This window comes from Bacteroides sp. RTP31139st1_H2_RTP31139_211217, from assembly GCF_040227615.1.
Lineage (GTDB): Bacteria > Bacteroidota > Bacteroidia > Bacteroidales > Bacteroidaceae > Bacteroides > Bacteroides uniformis.
The window spans coordinates 35,407-37,578 of record NZ_JBCNZM010000037.1 but is presented as its reverse complement, the minus strand read 5'-3'; the positions used below and the strand labels follow the sequence as shown (position 1 = coordinate 37,578).

2 protein-coding genes are annotated in these 2,172 nt (G+C 53.4%); both read left to right on the top strand.

Translation table 11 applies throughout. The annotated features are described in order from the left end of the window. On the top strand, positions 1-1,453 hold a 1,453-nt coding region (locus ABUA47_RS08410; RefSeq protein WP_349831529.1), incomplete at its 5' end, for an efflux RND transporter permease subunit. Beyond that, on the top strand, positions 1,446-2,172 hold a 727-nt coding region (locus ABUA47_RS08405; RefSeq protein WP_349831527.1), incomplete at its 3' end, for a TolC family protein. The genes ABUA47_RS08410 and ABUA47_RS08405, both read left to right, overlap by 8 nt.

The following is a 2,172-nucleotide window of genomic DNA, read 5'->3' as shown; positions in this document are numbered from 1 at the left end:
CTTCACCCTGGGCCGCTCGTTCCTGCCGCCTTTCAATGAAGGTTCGTTCACCATCAATATCTCCTCGCTTCCGGGTATCTCCCTGGAAGAAAGCGACAAGATGGGGCACCGTGCCGAGGAGCTGCTGCTCTCCATCCCCGAAATACAGACCGTGGCCCGTAAAACGGGACGTGCAGAGCTGGACGAACACGCTCTGGGAGTAAACGTCTCTGAGATCGAGGCACCGTTTGAGTTGAAAGACCGCTCACGCAGCGAGCTCGTGGCAGAAGTCCGCGAAAAACTGGGTACCATTGTAGGGGCAAACGTGGAAATAGGCCAGCCTATCAGCCACCGTATAGACGCCATGCTATCCGGTACAAAGGCGAACATCGCCATCAAACTGTTCGGCGACGATCTGAACCGCATGTTCACTCTGGGCAATGAAATCAAGAGTGCCATCCAGGGTATTCCCGGTATTGCCGACCTGAACGTGGAACAGCAGATTGAGCGTCCGCAACTTGTCATTTCACCCAAACGGGAAATGCTTGCCAAATACGGCATTTCACTGCCCGAATTTTCGGAGTTTGTCAATGTCTGCCTGGCCGGTGAAGCCGTTTCCCAAGTTTACGAAAAGGGAAAGAGCTTCGACCTGACCGTACGCGTGAAAGACAACCTACGCGACGAAATGGAAAAAATACGCAACTTGATGATTGATACGGGCGACGGACAGAAAATTCCACTGAACTATGTAGCGGAAATCCGCTCGGCCATGGGTCCGAACACCATCAGCCGCGAGAATGTAAAGCGTAAAATCGTCATCTCCGCCAACGTGGCCGACCGCGACCTGCGAAGTGTAGTCAATGATATACAAGCCCAGGTAGACGCACAAATCAAACTGCCGGAAGGATACCACATCGAATACGGCGGACAATTCGAAAGCGAGCAGGCAGCAAGCCGCACGCTGGCACTTACTTCGTTCATGTCCATCGTGGTGATATTCCTGCTCCTCTACCATGAATTCCGCAGTGTGAAGGAGAGTGCCATCATCCTTATCAATCTGCCGCTGGCATTGATAGGCGGTGTATTCGCCCTGCTCATCACAACGGGAGAAGTGAGTATCCCCGCCATCATCGGTTTCATCTCACTGTTCGGTATCGCCACCCGAAACGGAATGCTGCTCATCAGCCATTACAACCACTTGCAGCAGGAAGAAGGCTATGGCGTCTACGACAGCGTTATCCGCGGTTCGCTCGACCGTCTGAATCCAATCCTGATGACCGCCCTATCCAGTGCACTGGCACTTATCCCGCTGGCTCTCAGTGGCGACCTGCCGGGCAACGAGATACAAAGCCCGATGGCAAAGGTTATCTTGGGCGGCCTTTTAACATCCACGTTCCTGAACGGTTTCATCATTCCGATTGTTTACCTGATGATGCACCATAACCAACAACCTAAAACGTCAGACAATGAATAAAAGATTTTTCATATTCAGCGCCGCCATCCTCGCTTTTGCGGGGATGAGCGCACAAACGTCCGGCATTGATGCCGTGCTCCAGCAGATAGAGGCCAACAACAAGGAATTGCAGGCTAACTCCCACCTCATTTCCTCACAAAAACTGGAGAACAAGACAAACAACAACCTCCCCGACCCTACACTGTCATACGCCCACCTTTGGGACTCCAAGAACAGTGACGAGACAGTCGGCGAAATGGTCATCTCGCAAAGCTTCGACTTCCCCACGCTTTACGCCACCCGAGGGAAGATGAACCGACTCAAGACAAATGCACTGGATGCACAAGCCACCGCCTTCCGCCAGCAGATATTGTTGCAAGCGAAGGAAGTATGCTTGGACATCATCATGCTGCAACGCCAGCAAGCCCTGCTCGACGAACGGTTGAAGAATGCGGAGGAACTGTCGGCCATGTACACCCGGCGTTTGGAAACGGGAGATGCCAATGCACTGGAAACCAACAAGATTAATCTGGAGTTGCTGAATGTACGCACGGAAGCCCGCATGAACCAGACGGCACTTAACAATAAACTGAAAGAGCTGCTTGTCCTCAACGGAAACCAGCCGCTCACACCGGGACGTCCCAGACCCGATACCACACCCGACGCCCAAACACTCGGATTGACAGAATACCCGGCAGTGCCGTTGCCGGCCGACTTCCACCCGCTGGCCGACGAACTGC